The 22,460-nt window shown below is 46.6% G+C and carries 19 protein-coding genes; 12 read left to right on the forward strand and 7 right to left on the reverse strand.

Annotated features, from left to right (window positions below; all coding sequences use genetic code 11):
* Nucleotides 1–45: 45 nt before the first annotated feature.
* Entirely contained in the window at nt 46–2,418 is a 2,373-nt protein-coding gene (locus tag B5Z18_RS11435; RefSeq protein ID WP_159454274.1) for a TonB-dependent receptor, read from the reverse strand.
* Nucleotides 2,419–2,706: 288 nt separating this feature from the next.
* On the opposite strand from B5Z18_RS11435, the gene B5Z18_RS11440 reads away from it, so the two are divergent.
* From B5Z18_RS11440 to B5Z18_RS11470, 7 genes are all read left to right on the forward strand, one after another.
* On the forward strand, nt 2,707–3,213 hold the full coding sequence (locus B5Z18_RS11440; RefSeq protein WP_079469472.1) for a GbsR/MarR family transcriptional regulator: 507 nt from the start codon (nt 2,707–2,709) through the stop codon (nt 3,211–3,213).
* A gap of 61 nt (nt 3,214–3,274) precedes the next feature.
* Nucleotides 3,275–3,697 carry a hypothetical protein gene (locus B5Z18_RS11445; RefSeq protein ID WP_079469473.1) on the forward strand — a complete coding sequence of 141 codons (423 nt, stop codon included), beginning with the start codon at nt 3,275–3,277 and terminating at the stop codon, nt 3,695–3,697.
* Between the two features lie 10 nt (nt 3,698–3,707).
* The gene (locus tag B5Z18_RS11450; protein WP_079469474.1) at nt 3,708–4,655 is read left to right on the forward strand and encodes a TIGR01777 family oxidoreductase; all 948 of its coding nucleotides are present in this window, start codon (nt 3,708–3,710) and stop codon (nt 4,653–4,655) included.
* Between the two features lie 18 nt (nt 4,656–4,673).
* On the forward strand, nt 4,674–5,051 hold the full coding sequence (locus B5Z18_RS11455) for a CoA-binding protein (protein WP_079469475.1): 378 nt from the start codon (nt 4,674–4,676) through the stop codon (nt 5,049–5,051).
* 205 nt (nt 5,052–5,256) lie between these two features.
* Nucleotides 5,257–5,730 (forward strand): ribonuclease H-like YkuK family protein, encoded by a 474-nt coding sequence (locus B5Z18_RS11460; protein ID WP_079470056.1) that lies wholly within the window; start codon nt 5,257–5,259, stop codon nt 5,728–5,730.
* 155 nt (nt 5,731–5,885) lie between these two features.
* Nucleotides 5,886–6,368 (forward strand): hypothetical protein, encoded by a 483-nt coding sequence (locus B5Z18_RS11465; protein WP_079469476.1) that lies wholly within the window; start codon nt 5,886–5,888, stop codon nt 6,366–6,368.
* Nucleotides 6,369–6,415: 47 nt separating this feature from the next.
* Nucleotides 6,416–6,799: a hypothetical protein gene (locus tag B5Z18_RS11470; protein WP_079469477.1), complete on the forward strand. Its 384-nt coding sequence runs from the start codon at nt 6,416–6,418 to the stop codon at nt 6,797–6,799.
* Between the two features lie 62 nt (nt 6,800–6,861).
* On the opposite strand, the gene B5Z18_RS11475 is transcribed toward B5Z18_RS11470, so the two are convergent.
* From B5Z18_RS11475 to yihA, 5 genes are all read right to left on the reverse strand, one after another.
* Complete coding sequence (locus B5Z18_RS11475) at nt 6,862–8,421, reverse strand: SusD/RagB family nutrient-binding outer membrane lipoprotein (RefSeq protein ID WP_079469478.1); 1,560 nt, start codon at nt 8,419–8,421, stop codon at nt 6,862–6,864.
* Between the two features lie 26 nt (nt 8,422–8,447).
* Complete coding sequence (locus B5Z18_RS11480; RefSeq protein WP_079469479.1) at nt 8,448–11,798, reverse strand: SusC/RagA family TonB-linked outer membrane protein; 3,351 nt, start codon at nt 11,796–11,798, stop codon at nt 8,448–8,450.
* Between the two features lie 19 nt (nt 11,799–11,817).
* Complete coding sequence (locus tag B5Z18_RS11485; RefSeq protein WP_079469480.1) at nt 11,818–12,798, reverse strand: FecR family protein; 981 nt, start codon at nt 12,796–12,798, stop codon at nt 11,818–11,820.
* A gap of 73 nt (nt 12,799–12,871) precedes the next feature.
* The gene (locus tag B5Z18_RS11490) at nt 12,872–13,459 is read right to left on the reverse strand and encodes an RNA polymerase sigma factor (protein WP_079469481.1); all 588 of its coding nucleotides are present in this window, start codon (nt 13,457–13,459) and stop codon (nt 12,872–12,874) included.
* A 117-nt stretch (nt 13,460–13,576) separates the two neighbouring features.
* Nucleotides 13,577–14,185 carry a ribosome biogenesis GTP-binding protein YihA/YsxC gene (gene yihA / locus B5Z18_RS11495; RefSeq protein WP_079470057.1) on the reverse strand — a complete coding sequence of 203 codons (609 nt, stop codon included), beginning with the start codon at nt 14,183–14,185 and terminating at the stop codon, nt 13,577–13,579.
* 86 nt (nt 14,186–14,271) lie between these two features.
* On the opposite strand from yihA, the gene ubiE reads away from it, so the two are divergent.
* The 5 genes from ubiE to B5Z18_RS11520 all read left to right on the forward strand — a co-directional run bounded on the left by ubiE (nt 14,272) and on the right by B5Z18_RS11520 (nt 20,171).
* Nucleotides 14,272–15,018, forward strand: a complete 747-nt coding sequence (gene ubiE / locus B5Z18_RS11500; protein WP_079469482.1) for a bifunctional demethylmenaquinone methyltransferase/2-methoxy-6-polyprenyl-1,4-benzoquinol methylase UbiE — start codon at nt 14,272–14,274, stop codon at nt 15,016–15,018.
* On the forward strand, nt 14,991–15,689 hold the full coding sequence (porT, locus tag B5Z18_RS11505) for a type IX secretion/gliding motility protein PorT/SprT (protein WP_079469483.1): 699 nt from the start codon (nt 14,991–14,993) through the stop codon (nt 15,687–15,689). Before ubiE ends, porT begins: the two co-directional genes overlap by 28 nt.
* Nucleotides 15,690–15,749: 60 nt before the next feature.
* Nucleotides 15,750–17,093 (forward strand): dihydroorotase, encoded by a 1,344-nt coding sequence (locus tag B5Z18_RS11510; RefSeq protein WP_079469484.1) that lies wholly within the window; start codon nt 15,750–15,752, stop codon nt 17,091–17,093.
* Nucleotides 17,094–17,218: 125 nt separating this feature from the next.
* Nucleotides 17,219–18,547 (forward strand): MutS-related protein, encoded by a 1,329-nt coding sequence (locus B5Z18_RS11515; protein WP_079469485.1) that lies wholly within the window; start codon nt 17,219–17,221, stop codon nt 18,545–18,547.
* 85 nt (nt 18,548–18,632) lie between these two features.
* The gene (locus tag B5Z18_RS11520) at nt 18,633–20,171 is read left to right on the forward strand and encodes a YifB family Mg chelatase-like AAA ATPase (protein ID WP_079470058.1); all 1,539 of its coding nucleotides are present in this window, start codon (nt 18,633–18,635) and stop codon (nt 20,169–20,171) included.
* Nucleotides 20,172–20,236: 65 nt separating this feature from the next.
* Here B5Z18_RS11520 and B5Z18_RS11525 read toward each other — a convergent pair whose 3' ends face one another.
* Nucleotides 20,237–22,363: an elongation factor G gene (locus B5Z18_RS11525; RefSeq protein WP_079469486.1), complete on the reverse strand. Its 2,127-nt coding sequence runs from the start codon at nt 22,361–22,363 to the stop codon at nt 20,237–20,239.
* Nucleotides 22,364–22,460: the final 97 nt, after the last annotated feature.

Raw genomic sequence — 22,460 nt, forward strand, 5'->3', positions numbered from 1 at the left:
TCTCTCATACAAGAGACGGCTTCGTTATTTATGGTTACTGACAGATCAGAATTTCAATGCAATGCTGCCGCTGAAATTACGTGGCATCTGCGGAATAGTGGTGCTCCATCCTATCCAATAGTCCTGGTTACTGATATTATTGACCTTGAAAGCAACCGCAAACCGGGGCTTGTCATAGGAAATGCCTGCATTTACTATGGTATATGCGGGTAACGCATACTCACTCGTGGTACTCAGGATCACTTTATTATCGGAGGCATAATTACCGCCAAAGCCAAAGCCCAGCCCTTTCAAGGCTCCGTGGAACAGGCGGTAACTGAGCCATGCATTCAGCGTATGCGCAGGACCCGCATTGATGGGGCGCAAACCATCCAATGTAGGATTACTCTTTTCTATCTTGCTGTCGTTATACGCATAACCCGCCACAATATTGAATCCTCTCAGTGGTACAGCAGTAATTTCTGCCTCTATCCCCTTACTATATTGGGTACCATTTTGCACTGTGTATGCAGGACGCTCCGGCAGATCCGCACGGGTAATATTATTGACATTGATGCGGTAGTAGCTGATGCTTCCATTCAGTTTACCATCCAGCAGGTTGGCTTTGATACCGCCCTCCCACTGGTTTGCCTGGCTGGGTTTGAAGCTGGTGAAAGTACCGTCTGGTTGCAGTACCGGCGCAATGTTCTGGAATCCGTTCATGTAGTTGGCAAACAGGGAGAGCTGATCTTTCACGATCTGGTACACGAGTCCAAATTTAGGCGACACCGCTGTTTGCGCATATTTCCCGGTGGTAGTATCGCGGGTAATATTTTTGGTGCCGCGGTTATCAAACCGGTCGATGCGTACAGATGCCATTACCAGGAAGCGATCTGTGATATTCAGCACATCCTGTACATAGGCGCTGTAAATATTTTGCTGCGCGATAGATTTGTTGAAGGGCAATCCTTTAAAGCGGTCCAGCAGCGCGAGCCTGGTCAATTGGGTATATGCAGCTCCCGGGTTTGATGCACTGACCACATCGAATGTAATGCCGGGCGCGCCACTGCTTTTAGTGGTTACGCTGTAAATGTCGATACCGGCTACCAAACGATTCCGCATATGGCCAATATTAAAATCACCGTTAAAATTCTGCTGGAAATCAATCGCATTGGCATTGTTGTATTCCGTGTAATTCATGGTGCGGATCAGCGAATCATTGCCCGGTTTCATGCTCAGGTATCCGCTCAAACCATTGGCGGTAGAGCTGAGGTAAGTAAAGTTGGTATGACTGCTCCATTGTCCGGAGAGTTGCCGGTCCAGTGTGAGGTACAGGTTCGCCGCTGTATTGGCGTTGGTAATATCATCGCCACTAAAGCGTTTCCGGAAATCCAGCCGGAGGTCTTTGGGGCTACGCACACCGGTAGCATAAGAGCCGTCTGCGAACATGCGGTAAAAGCTGTTGCCTTTTTCGTTGCGGTATTCAGCATCTACGGTCAGTGTGGTTTTATCATCCATTTTATAAGTGAGCGTAGGCGCCAGGAAAACATAGGACTTAAAGCCCGCATCCTGGAAACTGCCTTCATTGTGTTTGGCGGCATTCACACGCAGCAACAGTGTTTTTTCCTTATTCAGTGGTGTGTTGACATCTGTGGTAAAGCGACTGAGGCCATAGCTGCCGGCGGTATACGCCACTTCTCCTTTGAAATGATCGAATGGCTTTTTGGTAACCCTGTTAAATAACCCGCCGAAAGAAACAAAGCTGCTACCATACAGGGTTCCCGACGGTCCTTTGATGGCTTCCAGCGTTTCAATATTTGAGGGGTCGATAGTACCGCTGCCAATAATACCCGGTACACCGTTGCGCAGAAACGATTGTGTAGAAAAGCCCCTGGAGGTAACGGTGCCGCCTGCACTGTTATTTTCCAGCTGCATTACCACACCCGGTATATTTTTGATAGCATCTGCGTAGCTGACCACCACTTGTTCCTGCAGCAATTCTTTAGTAACGGAAGTGTATACTTGTGGGTTTTCTATGTTCTTCAGCGGCATCTTTGCCACATACTCACTGCTGATCCTGGTGAGCCGTTGTTTATTAGCGGTAATAGTCACCGCCTGTAACGCTTTCACAGGAATGCTGAGTGCAATGGTAACATTTGCGGAGCGACCTTTTTCTACAGTTACTTCCTGCACCACTGCCTGGTAGCCTGTCAATGATATTTCCAGTTGGTAATGACCGGCTTCCATGTTGCGGAATATGAAATTGCCTGATTCATTGGTAGTAGCGCTGCGGTGGCTGTTTTTGAGCGTTATGGTTACAGCGGGAGCCGGCTGTCCGTCGGAGGTGGTTACCTGTCCTGTAATGTTTGCTTTTTCCTGTGCATACAGCCATGATCCCTGTAGCAGGATGCATAGTATCAATAATAAATGTTTGTGCATATCTCTTGGTTGGATTATAGCGGGCAAAGCTATGGCGCTACTGTACTGCCTATTTACAGGATCCGGAAATTCATTTACGGGATCCGGAAATATTATCAAACACTGTTGGGGGCGCCTTACAAAAATGGGGCAACTTTTTGTGAGGCAATAATGAAACAAAGCGGGGATACCGGGGCCTGTATCCCCCGTCATTCACCGGTAAAAATGTTTCATTAGCTTTTGAAAGTTCAAAAACTTGGTATACATTTGGCCTTGTAAATTGTCAAACGCTATAAAATAACAACCTACATGAACTTAGTGGAAGCAAAAGCGCAGTTTATCCAAACATGGGGCTCTTTGGGCGCCCAGTGGGGCATTAACCGTACAATGGCTCAGATTCACGCTTTACTGCTGGTAATGCCTGACCCGTTGAGTGCCGATGATATCATGGAGGAACTGAACATTTCCCGCGGAAATACCAACATGAATGTGCGGGAACTCATTAACTGGGGATTGGTGGAACGTATCCTGATTCCCGGAGAAAGAAAAGAATTTTTTGTAGCAGAGAAAGATATCTGGAAAGTAGCTACCTACATCGCCCGTGAAAGAAAGAAGCGTGAGCTGGATCCTATCATGAAAGTGCTGTTACAGCTGCAACAGGCGGAAGGTGATCCGAAAGACAAGGAAATGAAAGCTTTCAAGGATTCTATCTCCAATATCACCAAGTTTGCCCAACAAACGGATAAAACAATCAGCGCATTTATTAAATCAGAAGAAAACTGGTTTTACAGCAGCCTGATCAAACTCATTAAGTAATTTTTTTTTGGACTATACTTTCATTTATTTCTGAAAATTCCGAATAAATAAAAAAAGAAAGATGAAGTCATATTATATAGCAGATGGTATTATTCAGGGGATCCTGACTGTTATTTGTGCGATTGATATTACACATCTTGTTATTTTCTCCGAATCCTGGACAGTGTATCTTCTTTACATGCTGTTGATCTGGCAGCTCTCCGCTGGTGTTATCAATTTTATACTAAGAAAAAAAGCCCCCCGTGGTAAAGTGCTGCGGGTACTCCAGTACATACAGTTGTGTGTTGCAGGCATCATATTTCTCATGGTACAGGCAGACAAATGGCTGGATCCCATATCTACCGTTTGGAGCAGCATCTTTACAGGGTTTGTTTACGCCAGTTTTTTTCTGCTGCTGCCGGCGCTGATACTGTCTATAATGGCATTAACTATACGGAGAAGTATTGTTACCCTCCGGCATAGCGCCACTCCTCCCCGGATTTAAGTTCACTTCTATGCAAAATAAACGTATTGTTATTGCTGCAGGCACCGGCTTTATAGGCAGCAGTTTTGTGGAGTACTTTGGTGAAAGTAACGACATCATTATCCTTACGCGGCATGCACGTCCTTCTTCCGGGCGTATCCGCTATGAGCAATGGGATGGAGCGCATCCGGGGAACTGGATTCATGCGCTGGAAGATGCCGATTTGCTCATTAACCTCACCGGCAAAAGTGTGAACTGCCGGTATAACGCATCCAATAAAAAGGCGATTGTGAACAGCAGGGTTAATGCCACCAGGGCATTGGGCGCGGCCATACTTACGCTGAAAAATCCACCCAAAGTATGGATCAATGCTGGCAGTGCCACCATATACCGGCACGCGGAAGATCGCCCGATGGATGAATTTAACGGGGAGATAGAAAATGATTTCTCTGTACAGGTATGTAAACTATGGGAGCAATCGTTCAACAGCATTACGCTGCCGCGTACGCGAAAAATAATATTACGTATAGGCATTACGCTTGGCTGGAAACCCGGCGGCGTGATGCAACCCTACCTGAACCTCATAAAAGCCGGTTTAGGAGGCCACCAGGGCAGCGGAAAGCAGATGTACACCTGGATCCACATCACCGATGTTTGCCGGATGGTGGCATGGCTATACGAAAATGATGCTTTAAGCGGTGTGTTTAATTGTACAGCGCCCCATCCGGTCACCAATAAGGTATTCATGAAAACGCTGCGTCACGCTGCGGGTTACCGGTTTGGATTGCCGGCACCCGTTCCTTTACTCAAAGCAGGCGCAATGCTGATAGGCACAGAAGCGGAACTTTTACTGAAAAGCAGGTGGGTGCTGCCTGCCAGGGCTACCAGGGAGGGCTTTACGTTTCAATTCCCGGAACTTGCCGGAGCATGCAGCGATATACTGGCGCATCTGCCCCGGAGCGCTTATCACTTGTTTTGAATTCCGTAAATTAGCTGTATGGAAACCAACAATGATAAAAAGCTCACCGTGGTACTGGGCGCATCGCCTAACCCGGAAAGATACAGCAACCTGGCCGTGAACCGGCTCACTGCCAAAGGACATCCGGTAGTGGCGATCGGTAAGCGCGCTGCCGCCATTGGTGATACACCGGTGATTACAGAACATCCGCCGCTCGAGAAAGTAGATACGGTGACCATGTACCTGAATCCGGCGGCGCAGAAAGAATATTATGATTATATCCTGCAGTTGCAACCCCGCCGCATCATCTTTAATCCGGGTGCAGAAAATCCTGAACTGGAAGATATTGCCAGGGAACATAATATTCAGCCGGTAGAAGCCTGTACCCTTGTAATGCTTAGTACGGGTCAGTTCTAGCCGTTTTATTTTCTGAATCTTCTTATTTTTTTAATGTACAGCTGTTGGCTATTGCTAACAGCTTTTTCGTATATTCGTAAATATTGCTGTTATCCCCGAATGAACGCATCCCATATTGTTGACCCAATTAGCGCATGGAATTACTTCAGCAGGCAGGCATTATAGCATAACCCAATTACGCATGTTCACCCTTAATTATACATGTATGCAATGGAGAAGATTTAATGGAGAGGTTATCCACCTTCCGGTAAAGGAAGAAGTACGACAAGCCATCGTTCGTGAAACCGCAAAGGGGTTTCGCCTGAAAGTGTGCATTGGTACTGATTCCCAGGTAAAAGGAGTAGATACCGAATTCGCTACAGTGATTGTTTTCCTCCGGGAAGGTCACGGCGGCTTTATGTTTATTCACAATGAAAAAACCAAAGACCGCTATTCTATCAAAGAGCGTATGCTGGTGGAAGTAGCGAAGAGTATTGAAATTGCGTATGAACTGTGCGACCTGTTTACAGAATATGATGTAGACATGGAAGTGCACGCAGACATCAATACGAACCCTCAGTTCAAAAGCAACCTGGCTTTGCGGGAAGCAATGGGCTATATCCTGGGTATGGGCTTTGCCTTTAAAGCCAAACCGGAAGCCTTTGCCAGCAGCAGCTGCGCTAATAAAATAGTGAACTAAGGCGCCTCGATTTTTTGTACCTCTCTCAGATTTTTCTGACGTGTTACCACGTCAGGTGGCTTTTTCTCCCCTTATCGAGCTATACTTTCCCCTCCCAACGCTGTAACTTTTCCCCCGGTTTCTACGCTATACATTCAATAAAACATACCTTTTGTATGACACTACCAAAATCATTGGCAGCCGTATTGCTGCTGGCATCTCTCTGCGTTCTTTCCTGCAAAAAAGATAAAGATAAAACTCCCGACACTACTTCGCTGTTTGTGTTTAACGGAGGGGGCAATATGGCTATGACTGAATTCAAAAAGCTTCAGATCACCCCAGACGCCAGTTATGTAATCACCTATAAGAATAATGATAGCAGCACCGTGAAATTGTCCGGGAATATCCACGACAGCCTGAAGCCTTATCTCAGCAGCTTTCCCCGTGCAGCTATAAAAGCGGATCCCAATATATTAAATTACTCCACCCGTGGTGCTGCCGATGGCGTCTTCCAGGTATTTATCTATGTACAAAAAAATCCAACAGACAGCACCAGCATCTATTTAGATATAGCTCCTTACTGGCGTGGCCCCTCCTACTTCGTGGATTTCCTGGAAAAGATCAATCAGACGATCGCCAACAATAAAATATTTAACTGATCATAAAGCTTATTTACCGCGTGCAATAACAAATAAAAATTCCCGCTATGAAGATTCATTACCCCCTCATTATGCTATTTTCATTGATTGTTTTTTCTGCCTGTAAGAAGAAAGATGCACCACTCCTCACTTCTGTAGAAGGGCGATGGAGACTGGTAAAGGTAGATGGATGTTTCAGCGGACAAGGCGCCCACATTACCGATAAACAGGAATTGATCCTCCAGGGCAGAGAATACCGGCTATTTGTTGATGATAAACTGATTGTAACCGACACTTTTCATTTTGAACAAACCACTACTTCTTTTGGAAAAGAGTGGACGCTGCTGCTCGGTAAATCCCCCACCTACTACGTAAGATTTACCAGCAACGCCATGTTCCTCGAAAACAGAAATCCCGACGCCTGCTCCCCTACCTACGCAAAAGTATATTGATAAACATCTTTATAAAATAAAAATAGCGGACTGAAAAACAGCCCGCTATTTTTATATGCAGATTAATCTTTCAACAACCACATCACACTATTCACATTGTCGCTGCCGCTAAACTGCCGCTGTATTGCCTCGTTGAGATTAGTGTTGTTATAGCTCAGCTCATTATCGGGATAAAGCCATCTTACCGGAAACTGTGTAGCAGGCGTATTCAGGTTGGTGGTAGCATTCAATTTGAATACCGGATAACCCGTTCTCCTCTGCTCATACCAGGCGTTATAGTTGGAGCCCTGCAGGAATCCCGCGAGATACTTCTGTGTAATGATCTGCAATAACTGCTGCTGCATACTGCCGGTGAGTGTTACTGCCGTTACATACGACTGAATATAGCTATCATCTATTTTCATATTGTGATGATAATCTTCCACATCCGGTGTATACGTAGCGGTGAATTTCATGGAATTGGTGATACCTGCAGCATAATAATTTTGCGCCGGAGTACCGGTGACCCATCCCCGCAGCGCTGCTTCTGCCAATACAAACTGTAATTCAGGATAACTGAAAACACTTACCGGTTCTGCATTTACCAGGTTTACATACCGGCTGTTCAGATCGGAATAATCTTTCGACAGGCGGATAGATTGCAGTGCAGGGAATGCGTCGGATGGCTCTGCGCCTACATACGCATCATAGTCATCCGCTGTTTTACCGGCTGCAATTTTCACCGGCGATGGCTTTGCATAATAAAACAAACGGCGGTCGTGCAATGCTTTCAGCGGATCTATCAGCGTGGCAGACAGCATGGTATAATTTGATTTTACAAAGGAGTTGCCTGAACCGGCCGGCACATCGGACCAGGGATAATTTTGTCCTGCTGCAGCCGTATAGGTAAGCGCAAAGTTATCGGCATACGAACGCATTAAAGGTCTGTTGGCAACGATCTCTTTAAACCGCTCTACCACTTTCAGATCCGCGTCACCTGTTTTCTTATAGAGGTTCATCAGCACATGCAATTCAAAACTGTTGGTCAGCCGGCGCCAGTTATCCACTTTACCGTTATACACCGGATCGCCGGTGAAGTCTTTCCCTGCTGCAAAAAGAAGATTGGCGCTGTCGAGTTCATTGAGGATACCGAGAAACACTGCTTTCTGTGTATCATATCCCGGTTGGATCACATTTTCTGATTCTCCTTTCACCGCCTGTGAATAGGGAATATCGCCTACCTGTATGGTTGTTTGAAAAAATTGCCAGGCCCTGATAAAATGCCCTAATGCGCTATACGATTTCCGGAGTTCTTCATCAGGTGCATAACCTATCATAGGCGGCACATTACGCAATAAAGCGATCCTGTTAAAATTGGTTCTTCCAAATTTATTGTACTGGAAATTTTCCTGGCCTTCTCCCCAGGTAAGATATTTCCCCAACAGGTATGGCTGCATAAAGCTTTTGGCAGAACTGATATCCGACCTGGTAATACTCAGGATCATGTTGGTAGCCAGCATGGCAGAACTTACCTGCGTTGTTTTATTCGGGTTGGTATTGATCTTATCAAATTTGGAGCAGCCGGTTACCATTGCAGCGGTAAGGGATATGGACAATATATATTTCAGTGATTTGTGTTTCATGAGATTTTCTTTGATGGTGAAAGATATCAGAACCCTACTTTGAAATTAATCCCCACCAACCGTTGAGATGGCGAGTTCAGGTTTTCATCATCCACATCGGGATCTGAAAATTTGAAATCTGTAAACAGGAACAGGTTCTGTGCAGTTAAGGAAACGGAGGCGTTTTTTATACCGCTCTTTGCAAGCATGGTTGCCGGGAACCGGTATCCAACGGATATTTCACGCACCTTTACAAAGGTTTTCTTTTGTACGCCATAATCGCCTCCCCTGAAGTTCTGCGCATAGTTCTGGTACGATACCTTTGTATCATTCACCGCATATTTGCGGGTATCGCTGGTAATATTTCCGAAGTTGTCGTAAGAAACACTTCCGGAAAGTACTTTCACGCCCTGGCCTACATAATTGGTTAACCCATTCACTACTTCATCGTAGCGGTATTCATTATCAGATTCAGGATTGGTACCGGAGTCCCACATTTTATCGTAGATGTAGTTATACATCAATCCGCCAACGCGGCCATCGATATTGAGTGATGCGGTAAAATTTTTATAGGAGAAGGTGTTGATAAAACCGAAGCTGAAACTGGGATCACTGTAACCATACTTTTGTTTGTAATCGCTTTCCACGGGGTAGCCGTTATTGTGGATCACGTTACCATCGGGATCCCGCAGCCAGTAATAATCTGTATAGGTATCGAGTCTTTCTTTTTTCTTCACCCAGGGGCTTTGCGCAGAGTACACCGGATCGAGGTTTACATAGTAGCGGTGCTGGTTGGACCAGTTGATGGTCGATCCCCATTGGAAATCTTTTTTCTTCAGTACTGTACCGCTGAGGGTAATTTCCAGTCCTTTTCTCACATAGGTTTCGGCAGTATTTACCAGGGTGCTCAGGAATCCGGAGGAGCCTGGAATAGACACAGAAGTTTGTTGGTTATAATAGTATTTGTTGAAGTAAGCAACATCTATATTCAAACGTTTTTTAAACAGGTAGGCGGCAGTTCCAATTTCCCAGGTGCGTTGTGAACTGGGCAGCAGGTTAACGCCCAACAAGCTGCTTGGGTAACTGGCAGAGTTAGCGCCGTTCCATGCGCCGGTGGTGGTGGTATAGAGACGGTTGATATCATACACACCTGCGGGCGTTTTGAAGGTAGCCCAGGAACCGCGTATTTTCCACATGTCTGTAAATGCGGGCATTTTGAATAATTCAGACAATACCACGCTGGACCCGATGGAGGGATAAAAATAGGCCCTGTTTTCTTCCGGTTGTGCGGAGTTCCAGTCGTTACGGCCGGTAGCATCAATAAATACGGTATTTCTCCAGCTTACAGCGGCTCTTCCATACAAACTGTTTACCTGCCTGCTGCTATAAGCCGGTGTGAATGTAGGCGGTTCAACGGAACCATTGAGCGAAAAGAAAGTAGGACTTGTTAACCCGTTTTTAGTAGAAGCTTTCAGTCCTTCGTCTACCCAATAATAAATAGTTCCGCCCACCATCGCTTCAAAGTTCCAGTCGCCCGCTTTTTTATTATAGCTCAGCATGGCGTCATCATTGGTACTCCAGCCCCAGGTGTTGTTGATGCTGTATAATCCCCTGGCATTCCATCCGCCGCGGGTAGAGTAGATATTAGCTGTTGGGTTGGTAAAGGTTTCTTTATTGTTATATACATCATAGCCGATACGCACCAACAGGCTAAGATCCGGGGAGAATTTATAGTTGGCGGTCAAACTGGCGTTGGTGGTATTTTGCTGGATCGCATTTAATTTTTCGTAAGCAATCAGGTAGGGATTATCATACCAGTTGGTGTACATCCAGTTTTGTGTTTGATTGGGTGTTTTCCAGTAATCGCGGTACTGGCGGATATCGTATTCGGGGCCTGTCCACATGGTTAGCTGGTAAATGTAGCCCTGGTTACCGTAGCCGGTGCCCCATACCTGTGGCGCCATTCTTTTGCTTACGCCCATATGTCCTTCGAGGCTGAATTTCTCTGTTGCTTTCAGTTCGCCGCCGAGGGTGAAGTTGTACATGTTCAGTTTGGCATTGGGAAACTGTCCTTTGTTGTAAACATGGTTGAGGGAAGCACGGAAGCTGCCGTATTTTCCACTCTGTGATACGTTGATGTTGTTATTGGTCACGATGCCCAGTTCCATAAAATTCTTCAGGTTATTTTTACCTACCGAATTCAGTGGTCTGTTGTCTTCAAATTGTTTCGTGACCGGGTTCCAGTCCCTCGCTGTGTTACCTGCATCCAGCCTGGGGCCCCATACATAGTCGTTATCGATTTTTCCGTTTTGACCGCGGCCGTAAGAAGTTTGTGTTTTGGGAATGGCCAGGAAGCCACTCTGGATCATGGTGTTGCTGTTCACGTTTACAGACAGCCCGGTGCCGGTTCCTTTTTTCGTAGTGATGAGGATAACGCCGCCGGCAGCCCTGGAGCCGTATAATGCTGATGCAGTGGGGCCTTTCAGGATATCCAGGCTTTCTATATCATCGGTAGGGATATCGCGTAAAGACATGTTACCATAGGGAACGCCATCTACCACGAGTAAGGTACTTTCTCCTCTTAACTCAATAGAGGGTTTCGCAAAAAACTCTGTGGAGTTTTTAATTACAAGACCGGATACCTGGCCGGTAAGGGAAGTAGCCATATCCACTCCTTTCACGGTTTGTACGGCCTCGCCTTTTACTCTTTGTACTGCATATCCCAGTGCTTTTTCCTGCCGTTTGATACCGAGGGCGGTTACTACTACCTGGTCGATACTGATGGCCTGATCGCTGAGAACGATGTTAATGGTTTGTTCTCCTTTTATGATGTATTCTTTTGGTGTGTAGCCGATGAAGCTGAATAACAGGACATCGCCATCTTTTACATTATTGATGGAGAAATTCCCGTCTTGGTCCGTCGTCACGGCTTTGGAGGTACCTTTCACCTGCACAATTACACCTGGTAATGCATTACCTGTAGAATCCTTTACCGAGCCTTTCACATTTTGCTGTGGTGCGATGTTACTGCCGGCAGCTACCACCGACCTGGTATCGGCCGCATCTTCGGCTTTTACCACGTAAAGCTTTCCGTTGATTTTCCGGCATACCAATCCTAATGGTGCAATACATTTGTTGAGATTACTCTCAATGTTATCTGCCTGAAAGATGGCCGTATTCGGCAGGAGAATATTTTTCCCTTTCAGCAGGTTGGTGTTGTAACTGAAGCGTACATCGAACTTTGCTTCCAGTTCGTTGATCACTGAAATAAGTGGTACGGCAGTTACCTTATTTTCGCGGGTTGATGCTTTTAGTATCTGTGCTTTTGACCATTGCAAACAGCATAGCAAAGCAGTAACCATTATCAGTTGGGTACTGATTGATTTAACTTTTTTCATAACTAAATTTTGGTTGTCTCTAAAGGATTTTTTTGGTGTTCACGCGAATAATCTTGTGTTGTAAAATGAATTGTAAATTAAAGGACTGTTCTATTGTAATAATGGCCTGCTGCAGGTTATCGGACGGGAGATATCCTGTAAACAGCAGTTCTCCTGTTCCTTCCTGATCGAATACTATTTCATAATCATATTGTTCGCCGAGTTTTTGCATCACTATTTTTAATGGTTCTTCTTTGAATGCGAGCAGGTTATATTTCCAGGATGTCTGGAACAGCGTATCCACCTTTTGCCTGGTGAGCATTTTAGTGTCTGCATTATAACTGGCCATTTCGCCGGGATTCAACGTCAGGGCGTGACCGGCGCCGGTATTGATTTTCACGCGGCCTTCGTTCAGCACTACCACTGCGTGGCCATTAGCTGTGTTCACATTAAAAGCGGTACCCAGTACGTTTACATCCACGCCGTTGCCGGTGTGTACAACAAAAGGATTTGCTGCCTGGTGGATCACTGTAAAAAAAGCTTCTCCTTTCAGCCATGCTTCCCTGGGTTGGTTTTTATGGGGAGATGTGTTTACGGTGAGGCTGCTGCGTTGATTGAGACTGATCACCGTACCATCTTCCAGCCGGAAGGTTTGTACCTGGCGGGTGTTGTTTACAAAATGGCGTTTATCATTTTTATCTCTGTAAAAAAACAATAACAAAGTAGCCAGGCCAATAAGTGGTACCAGGGCTGCTGCCACCCTGAAACCGGTTCTTTTCCATAGCGGGATCACCGGTTTGGATGGTGTATGCTGCAGGATGGCCGTAAAAATCTGACCGGCAGTATCTGCCGGCATGGCTGGCCAGGGTTGCTGCTGCAGCAAATCTTCTACTGCAGGTAAATATTCCGGCAACGGGTTTTCCTGTAACCAGGCGAGGAGCTCCAAACGCTCTTCCTGTGTACATTTCCTTTCCGTTAATTTAATAAAGAGAGAAGTGATCCGTTCCTTATTTTCTTCCATTATTCCTGGTTGACATGACAATAGTACGATCGGGCGAACCTAAAAGACGACCGGACCTAAAAATATTTTTTCCTCAGCGGAGGATATGGCAAAAGGCGGCAATAATAATGGAGATATCGGCATGTTGATAAAGGTAATGCCTTACAAAGCGGGAAGCTTTTACCAGCTGGTCTCTCACGGTATTGACGGAGATGCCCAGCTGATCGGCTATTTCCTGGTTGGAGCAGCCCTGTACTTTACTCATTCTGAAGATCAGCTGCCGTTGCGCCGGCAATTGGGCGATGGCATTCATTTTAATGGTTTCCAGCTGCCTGGTGTAGAGTATGTCGTCCATAGCGCCGGTATCTTCTGTATACATCTGCAGAAAATATTCGCGGAATTTCTGGTCGTGTACCGCTTTTCTCAGGTAGTCGAATACATAGTTGCGGGTGGTGGTATACAGGTAAGCTTTGACCGACAATCCGGGATTCAGGGTTTCCCTTTTTACCCATATCTTCATAAATACTTCCTGCACCGCGTCGGATGCTACTTCCGGCAGGCCGCAAAGTTTCAGGGTATAGCCATAAATATGATCCCGGTATTTTTCATACAGTACCCGGAACGCTTCCTCATCCTGCGCTATTATCTTTTTACACAGTATTTCATCTGTTGCATCCGGCATTCCAACAAGTATTTGAGTAAAAAAATACCATCACTGATTAAGATAAACAAATAAAAATAAAAAATTACCTCAGATTACTGAGGTAATAATAATGTGTATAAAAGAAGATTCAGGTGATCAGGCGATGGCGCGGAATTGTGCATTCAGTTCATCGATATAGGTAAGAATCGCATCCCGGCCGGATTTCTTTACAGTGGAGGTAACGAAGTTGGGGGGCAGGAATTGCCAGGTTTCTCTCATTTTATTGAGAAAAGCTTTTACGTTTTTGCTGACCTCCGCCTGGGTGCTTTTATCTGCTTTAGTGAATACCAGGCTGAAAGGAACATTCCATTCTCCCAGTTTGGTAATAAAATCGATGTCGATTTTCTGTGGCTGGTGGCGGCTGTCGATGAGCACAAATACGCTGACGAGGTTGGGTCGTTTGCGCAGGTAGTTTTCGATCATCTGTTCCCACTGGCGGCGCTGCGACAGGCTTCTTTTAGCGAATCCGTAGCCGGGCAGATCTACCAGGTACCAGGCGTTATTGATGGCAAAATGATTAATCAGCTGTGTTTTACCGGGGGTACCGGAAGTTTTGGCTAATTTTTCATTATTAGCCAGAATATTGATCAAAGAAGACTTACCTACGTTAGACCGGCCGATGAACGCATATTCGGGCCATATGGGATTGGGGCATTTTTCCCAATCGGGACTACTGATAAGATATTCTGCTGACTTAATAACCATAATGATATTGCTTTGTTCCATTAAAAATCCCGTATCCCTGTTTTTGCATACTGTCACATGACTACATTTCTTTAACTTTGCGCACTATGTCAGAAAATGCAAATGTTCAGAAGATCGTTCCCTTTGAAGGGTCAAAATTAAGCAAGAAGGAGCAGATAGCGACCATGTTTGATGATATTGCTTACCGCTACGACTTTCTTAATCACTTTATGTCGCTGGGAATCGACATCATATGGCGTAAAAAAGCCCTGGGGTATTTGAAATCGCTTCAGCCCAAACTCATGTTGGACGTGGCTACCGGCACGGGCGACTTTGCTATAATGGCAGAAAAGCGTCTTCATCCCGACAAAATTGTGGGCATTGATATTTCTGAAGGGATGCTGAGTCATGGCCGGGAAAAGATTCAGAAAGCGGGGCTAAGCGACAAAATTACCCTGCAATCCGGCGATAGTGAGACAATAAGTTTTCCCGACCAAACGTTTGATGCCATAACGGTGGCATTCGGTGTGCGCAATTTTGAAAACCTGGAAAAGGGGCTGTCTGAGATGTATCGTGTGTTGAAGCCCGGGGGTAAATTGGTGATCCTTGAATTTTCGAATCCCACAGTTTTTCCTATTAAACAATTATATAATTCGTATTTTCGTTATATCACACCTCTGATCGGGAAATGGATAGCCAAAAGCCAGGCGGCCTATAGTTATCTGCCGGAATCTGTGAAAGCGTTTCCGCAGGGTGAAGCAATGCGAACTATTTTAACCAACACCCGTTTCCAGGCCGTTACATGCAAAACGCTAACATTCGGCATATGTTCCATTTACTGCGCTACGCGCTGATATTCATCGTATTCGGGGTACTTCCCGCACGGGCGCAAACCCAGATGAATATGTTGGAACACGATGCAAAACCCTATTATTTTGGTATTACGCTGGCTGCAAACCAGTCGTATTTCAAACTGGAGCACTCTCCTGCCTTCCTGGCCGATGACTCTATTATGGTAGCGGAACCGCTGAAAACCATGGGATTTAACCTGGGACTGCTGGCCAATGCCAGGCTCAGTGAGCATTTTGACCTGCGCTTTAACCCGCAGCTCATTTTTGCCTCCAAGAACCTCTACTACCGCGACACCTATCCCAAACCACAGGATACAGAAAAAAAGATTGAGTCGATATTACTGAGCTTCCCCCTGCAGATTAAATTTAAATCGGACCGCATCGGCAACATGCGCGTTTATACCATCGCCGGCCTTAAATACGACTACGACCTTGCCTCCAATGCCCGCCTGCGCAGAGCAGAAGACCTTGTAAAGATCAAAAAGAGCGACTACGGCTATGAAGCCGGCGCCGGGTTTGAATTCTATTTCGAGAGCTTCATTTTTGCCCCGGAATTCAAGATCAGTAATGGTTTTGGCAATGTGCATGTGAAAGATCCGAACCTGCGGTATTCCAATGTGGTAGAGAAATTACAATCGAGGATGATTGTGTTTTCGATTCATTTGGAAGGGTAAGGGTGCGCGATTACCTTTACCTATTCACCTCGATTACGCCGATTTTTTTACCTTTGCGGCATGCAAAATTACCTCATCAGGAATATAGCCGTGGTAAACGAAGGGCGCACCACGGTACAGGATGTATGGATCAAAGACCACCGCATTGAAAAAATAGCGCCCAATATCACTATCAGCGGTAATTACACGGAAATTAACGGGGAAGGCAAACACCTGCTTCCGGGCGTTATAGACGACCAGGTCCACTTCCGGGAACCGGGACTAACCCATAAAGCCACCATCTATTCAGAAGCACGCGCCGCAGTAGCCGGCGGTACCACCAGCTTTATGGAAATGCCCAATACCAAACCGGCCGCGCTCACCCAGGAACTCCTCGAAGACAAATATACCATCGCACAACACCACTCACTGGCCAATTACTCCTTCTTTATGGGGGCTGCCAATGATAATGTGGAAGAAATACTGAAAACAAACGCTAAAAAGGAAAGTGTTTGCGGCGTAAAAATATTCATGGGATCTTCTACCGGGAATATGCTGGTAGATAACTATCTCACCCTGGAAACCGTGTTTTCCAACAGTGAGCTGCTGATTGCCACGCATTGTGAAGATGAAAAGATCATCCGCGCCAATATGGAAGCCTTTCAACGGGAAAAAGGGGATCGCCTCACTGCTGCGGATCACCCGCTGATACGCGATGTAGAAGCCTGTTTTGAATCTTCGCTGGTGGCTATACAGTTTGCACAGAAACACAATGCCCGCCTGCATATTCTCCACATCTCCACGGCGAGGGAGTTACAGCTGTTCAGCAATATGCTGCCGCTGGCGGAAAAAAGGATTACGGCAGAAGTATGTGTACACCACCTTCATTTCACGGCAGACGATTATGCGCAATACGGCAACCTGATCAAGTGCAACCCGGCCATTAAAGCGCCGGAAAATAAAACCGCACTCTGGCAGGGACTCCTGGACGACCGGCTGGATATCATTGCCACTGATCACGCCCCACACACCTGGGAAGAAAAACAACTACCCTACCTGCAGGCCCCATCCGGCGTTCCGCTGGTGCAACACAGCCTGCTGCTGATGCTCGAATATGTAAAGAAGGGAAACATTACCCTGGAAAAAGTAGTGGAGAAGATGAGCCATGCTCCCGCTATCTGTTTCCAGATAAAGGAAAGAGGATTTTTGAGAGAAGGGTATTATGCCGACTGCGTAATAGTGGATCTGCAGCACCAGACGAATGTAAATAAAGAAAATATTCATTATAAATGCGCCTGGAGCCCTTTTGAAGGCCATACCTTCCCGGCGGCAGTTACGCATACCTTTGTAAGCGGCCATCTCGCTTATGCCGACGGCGTTTTTAATGAGAACGTATTGGGCCAGCGACTGGCTTTCAGCCGATAGTTTTTGTTTCCGTAAATGCAGCGGCTCCTGCTGCATTTACGGAAATGCCGGCACAGCCTTTCAATTCTTATGGAATTTTTCTATCCTTGCATCTTCCACCGTATATTCACCAAAAAAGATGCTGCATGCAACTGGACAAAACATCCTACTACGACCTGTCTATTTTTAACCGCGACGAAGAATTTTCCCTGTTCCACCGCCTCGACTTCACCACCACTGCCGGTGGCCGCGAGTATCTCCGCCAGCTATACAGCAATCCTTTATCTGATATCAATACTATTAAAAACAGACAGCGTGCCTTACAATATATCCTGGAACAGGAAGCCAACTGGCCTTCCATTATTTCCAATGGTACTATCGTAGTGGTGGAGAATTACATGGATGCCCAGATTGAGCCGATTTCCAGTACCGAAGGACTTGCCCTGTATCTTCATGCGGCACTCAATAAAACTTTGTATGCGCCTGATTATGGCTATATCAAATTTTCGTTTACACAACTGGTGATATTACTGAAGGGGTTCCGTACGTTTATCAATGCCTTCAATTCAGACGAAACCCCAATGGTGCTGAAAGTGTTGCTGGACAGGGCGCAACAGCTACTTACCAAAAAGGAATTCTACGAAATTTTAAAAGCAGATGAAGAAGGGAAACTGAATTTTGTGGAGATCCTCCGTTATGATAATTACATCAGGAAACGGCACCGGAAGGTGATCCAGGAGCTGGTAGTCCTTTATCAGCAGCTGGATGCATACTATGCAATGGCTAAAGCCATAAAGCATTACAACCTGCAGTTCCCGGTTTTCTCCGGCAGCAACAGACCTGTTATTAAAGCCAAACAACTCTATCATATCATTCTTTCTGAGCCGGTGGCTTACGATGTTCAACTGGATGAAGCAGCTCATTTCATGTTCCTTACCGGCGCCAATATGGCTGGCAAAACTACCTTTATCAAGGCGGTGGGTGTGGCCGTATTCCTGTCGCATATAGGCATGGGCGTACCCGCTGAAAATATGGAGCTGAGCTTCTTTCACGGCATCTTCAGTAACATCCAGGTACAGGATAATATATTTAAGGGGGAAAGTTATTTCTACAGTGAAGTACAGCGTATCAAAAATACCATCCTGCAAATCAGTAATGGTAAAAACTGGCTGGTGCTGATCGATGAAATGTTTAAAGGCACCAATGTGGAAGACGCCAGAAACTGTTCCCTGGCTGTGATCAGGGGATTTCTGCAAAGTACCAACTGCCTGTTTATTCTCTCCACTCACCTCTATGAAGTAGCAGATGAACTGAGTTCAGAGAAACGTATCCAGTTTAAATATTTTGAGTCGACCGTTATTGACGATGACCTGCATTTCACCTACTTGCTTAAAGATGGAATTGCCAAAGAAAAAATAGGTTACCTGATCCTGAAAAGAGAAAAGGTACTGGATCTGCTTACGCAGATAAAATAAGCGGGAAGCATTTAACTGCGGGCCATGTAACGATGTTTCCAGCAGTTAAATGCTTATATTCGTATCTGTTAACCCAGATATCGATATGATTGTTAAAACCTACGGCAGCGCCATCCTCGGCGTAAATGCCATCACCATTACCATAGAGGTAAATGTATCTTCCAAAGGCAACAAATTATTCATAGTAGGACTACCGGACAATGCGGTAAAGGAAAGCGAACGGCGTATTGAATCCACCATCCAATGCATGGGATTACGCATGCCGAGAACACGCACCGTGGTAAACATGGCGCCCGCCGCTATCCGCAAGGCCGGAGCCGCATACGACCTGCCCATTGCCGCCGGTATTATTGCCGCTTCCGGCCAGGCGTCTCCCATTCATCTCGAGCATTATCTCATGATGGGAGAGCTGTCGCTGGATGGTACCATCCAGCCTATCAAAGGCGCGTTACCAATGGCTATGCAGGCGCTGAAAGATGGTTTCCGGGGCTTTATACTCCCCAGACAGAATGCTCTGGAAGCCGCGATGGTAAATAGTTTGAAAGTCTATGGCATCTCTCACATTTCAGAAGCCATCAACTTTTTAAATGATCCGGATAGCCTCACACCTGTTACCGCCGCCCGCGATGAATTCTATTCCACGCAGGACAACTGGGGGATTGATTTCAGCGAAGTAAAAGGGCAGCAGCATATTAAGCGGGCCCTTGAAATAGCCGCTGCCGGCGGGCATAATGCTATATTGATCGGGCCGCCGGGCGCAGGGAAAACCATGCTGGCAAAACGTTTGCCCACCATCCTTCCGCCGCTTACATTGCAGGAAGCGCTGGAAACCACTAAAATCCATTCTGTGGCCGGGAAGTTGCCGGAGCATACTTCGCTGATCACGCACCGCCCGTTCCGCTCTCCACATCATACCATCAGTGATGCCGCGCTGGTGGGTGGTGGCAGCATTCCGCAACCGGGAGAAATTTCGCTGGCGCATCACGGCGTCTTATTCCTGGATGAACTCCCGGAGTTTAAACGCAAAGTGCTGGAGGTAATGCGGCAGCCGGTGGAAGAAAGAAGAGTGACCATTTCCCGCGCCAGAACCGCCATCGATTTCCCTGCCAGCTTTATGTTGCTGGCGTCTATGAATCCGTGCCCCTGCGGGTATTTCAATCATCCGGAGAAGGAATGCTCCTGCGCGCCGGGGCAGGTACAGGAATACCTGAATAAGGTATCCGGTCCGTTGCTGGATCGTATAGACCTGCACGTAGAGGTAACGCCGGTAAAATTTGCGGACCTGTCTTCCACCGGCGCAGCGGAGAAAAGTACGTATATACGTGACCGTGTGATTGCCGCAAGAGCCATCCAGGCCAGGAGGTTTGCCGGTCACGACGGGGTGTATTGCAATGCACAAATGCATAGCCGGTTACTGGCTACCGTATGCGTTATCAGTGATAAATGCCGGGAACAACTGGGACAGGCCATGCAAAAATTAAAGCTCTCTGCCCGTGCATACGACCGGATACTGAAGGTAAGCAGAACTATTGCCGACCTGGAAGGGAGTCATAGTGTAGAACCTGCGCACATGGCGGAGGCTATTCAGTTCAGGAGCCTCGACAGGGAAAACTGGGGGAACTGAACATGGAGCAATGCCAGGCTTAGCGCTCTGGCAGCAACGGTTGTGCTGCACACACACTTCTTCCGTTAAACGCCCAGGTCTTCCTTATAACTTTCGCTCAGTTTCCGCTGCATCTCTGCAGGAACGGGGGCGTATTCCGCAAACTGTGATTTCAGCTTGGCTTTGCCCTGGGTAACATTACGCAGCGCGGCAAACAGCTTATCTATTTCAGCCTGTGGGGTGCGTGCTTTGATCACCTGGTAGCCATTCAGTGTATCCATTCCCGTTATGATGCTGCGATGGGTCTGGAGTTCGCTCATGATATCGCCCATCATTACATCGGGGGCTACTGCTTCCAGGTCGTACACCGGCTCCAGCAACTGCGGGGCGGCCTGGTGGAACGCCTCGCGGAAAGCCATCATACCGGCTATTTTGAAGGAGATGTCGTTACTGTCTACCGGGTGCATTTTACCATCGTATACGCTTACACGTATATCGCGTACGTATGATCCGGTTAGCGGGCCTTCCTGCATTTTTTCCATCACTCCTTTAAGGATAGATGGCAGGAAACGGTTATCGATAGCGCCGCCTACGATACAATTGTTGAATACCAGTTTGCCGCCCCAGTTCAGCGCTATTTCTTCCGATTCGCGCACGGTATGTTCCTTATAGGGCGGCATCCCCTCATACCAGGGTTCTATTTTCATGTATACCTCGCCGAACTGCCCGGCGCCACCGGATTGTTTTTTGTGGCGATAGGAAGCCTGGGCAGGCTTCTGGATGGTTTCGCGGTAAGGAATTTTGGCGGCATGAAAAGCTACCTGCATTTTATAAATATTTTCGAGCCGCCATTTGGTAACGAGCAGGTGCAGTTCTCCCTGTCCGTGGAGGATCACCTGTTTCAGTTCGCGGTTGAACTCCACGATGAGGGTAGGATCTTCCATATGGATTTCCGCGAGCACTTCGCTGAGTTTTTCATCGTCGCCTTTGTTCTTTGCTTCAATGGCTACTCTTACTTTGGGGGCGGGAAAATCGATGGGGGCTATTTGCCCGGGGAAATTCTTTTCTGCCAGGGTCTGATTGGTGAGGGTACTTTTCATTTTAAGCGTGCAGCCAATATCCCCGGCCTGCAGGCGTTCTATATTGTTGCGGTTTTTCCCGTCTGCAATAAACAGCTGGCTGATACGCTCAATAGTGTTGCCCTGTTCGTTGATAAGTTCCATACCGCCTTTTACTTCTCCCGACATTACCTTAAAATAAGTGAGCCTGCCGATATGCGGCTCCTGCAAAGTTTTAAAAACAAATAATCCTGCCGGACCAGCAGGATTACAGGGAACAGGTTTGCCTCCGGTGGTAACTTCGGCAGGCATTTCTGCTGCGCCGGGAGCTACATTATCGATAAATCCCATCAGGCGGCCACTGCCCATATTATTTTTGGCGGATAAGCAGAACAGGGGGAACACATGGTGATTGAGCATCCCTATTTTGATGCCTTGCCGGAGCTCATCTTCATCCAGGCTGCCTTTTTCAAAATACAGCTCCATGAGGGTATCATCATTTTCTGCGGCTTTTTCCACCAGTTCGTTGTGGAGCTGGTCGGCTCTTTCCTTTTCACTGTCGGGGATGGGAAGTTTTTCAGGTTTACCTCCGTTTTCGGGAAAACGGTACATGGTCATTTTCAGGAGATCGATGATGGCATTGAATCCGGGGCCTGCGTTTACCGGGTACTGCATAATAGTAACTGGCTGACCGAATACCCGTTTGGCATCTTCCACTGTTTTATTAAAATTGGCCAGTTCGGCGTCCAGCTGATTAACGGCTAATATGGTAGGTTTTTGGTATTTATCCACATAATCCCATACCAGTTCTGTACCTACTTCCACTCCATATTGGGCATTGAGCAGGAGAACAGCGGTGTCGGATACGCGGATGGCGGCAATTACTTCCCCGATAAAATCTTCCAGTCCGGGTGTGTCTATAATATTGATCTTATAATCTTTCCATTCGGTGTGCATCAGGGTGGCATATACGGAGTTTCCCCGCTCATGCTCAATATCGTGGTAGTCGGACACGGTATTTTTCTCTTCAATTGAGCCTCGTTTACTGATGATGCCGGCTTCAAATAACATGGTTTCAGAGAGGGTAGTTTTGCCGCTTTTGGGTGCACCTAACAGTACGATGTTTTTGATGTGTTTTTCATCATACGTCTTCATATGTGGAGATTTATTTAGATAATAGATACTCACCTGTGTCTTTACAAAGAACTTACTATTAAGTTAACGTTTTTTGACTAAAATAGCCAGTACTTTT

The sequence above is a fragment of the Chitinophaga ginsengisegetis genome, from assembly GCF_900168065.1.
GTDB classification, from domain to species: Bacteria; Bacteroidota; Bacteroidia; order Chitinophagales; family Chitinophagaceae; genus Chitinophaga; species Chitinophaga ginsengisegetis.